The 1,172-nt window shown below is 53.9% G+C and carries 1 rRNA gene; it reads right to left on the bottom strand.

Going from position 1 to position 1,172, the window contains the following annotated elements:
• Nucleotides 1-1,172 (bottom strand): 23S ribosomal RNA (locus J2S06_RS16080); the annotation flags it as partial.

The raw sequence follows: 1,172 nt of genomic DNA on the forward strand, positions 1-1,172 counted from the left end.
GCGTCAGCCCCTATACTTCACCTTTCGGTTTCGCAGAGACCTGTGTTTTTGCTAAACAGTCGCCTGGGCCTATTCACTGCGGCTCTCTCGGGCTTATCACCCTACCAGAGCACCCCTTCTCCCGAAGTTACGGGGTCATTTTGCCGAGTTCCTTAACGAGGGTTCTCTCGCTCACCTTAGGATTCTCTCCTCGCCTACCTGTGTCGGTTTGCGGTACGGGCACCTCTCACCTCGCTAGAGGCTTTTCTTGGCAGTGTGGAATCAGGAACTTCGGTACTCTATTTCCCTCGCCATCACAGCTCAGCCTCATGATAAGCGGATTTGCCTGCTTATCAGCCTAACTGCTTGGACGCGGTCAACCAGCGCCGCGCTTACCCTATCCTCCTGCGTCCCCCCATCGCTCAAACGGTGAGGAGGTGGTACAGGAATATCAACCTGTTCTCCATCGCCTACGCCTTTCGGCCTCGGCTTAGGTCCCGACTAACCCTGAGCGGACGAGCCTTCCTCAGGAAACCTTAGGCATTCGGTGGAGGGGATTCCCACCCCTCTTTCGCTACTCATACCGGCATTCTCACTTCTAAGCGCTCCACTAGTCCTCACGGTCTAGCTTCGACGCCCTTAGAACGCTCTCCTACCACTGTTCGAAGAACAGTCCGCAGCTTCGGTGATACGTTTAGCCCCGGTACATTTTCGGCGCAGAGTCACTCGACCAGTGAGCTATTACGCACTCTTTAAATGGTGGCTGCTTCTAAGCCAACATCCTGGTTGTCTAAGCAACTCCACATCCTTTTCCACTTAACGTATACTTGGGGACCTTAGCTGGCGGTCTGGGCTGTTTCCCTTTCGACCACGGATCTTATCACTCGTAGTCTGACTCCCAAGGATAAGTCTTTGGCATTCGGAGTTTGACTGAATTCGGTAACCCGATGAGGGCCCCTAGTCCAATCAGTGCTCTACCTCCAAGACTCTCACCTTGAGGCTAGCCCTAAAGCTATTTCGGAGAGAACCAGCTATCTCCAAGTTCGATTGGCATTTCACCCCTACCCACACCTCATCCCCGCACTTTTCAACGTGCGTGGGTTCGGGCCTCCATTCAGTGTTACCTGAACTTCACCCTGGACATGGGTAGATCACCTGGTTTCGGGTCTACGACCTCGTACTCCTTTCGCCCT

It is taken from the genome of Bacillus alveayuensis (assembly GCA_030812955.1).
Taxonomy (GTDB): Bacteria; Bacillota; Bacilli; order Bacillales; family Aeribacillaceae; genus Bacillus_CB; species Bacillus_CB alveayuensis.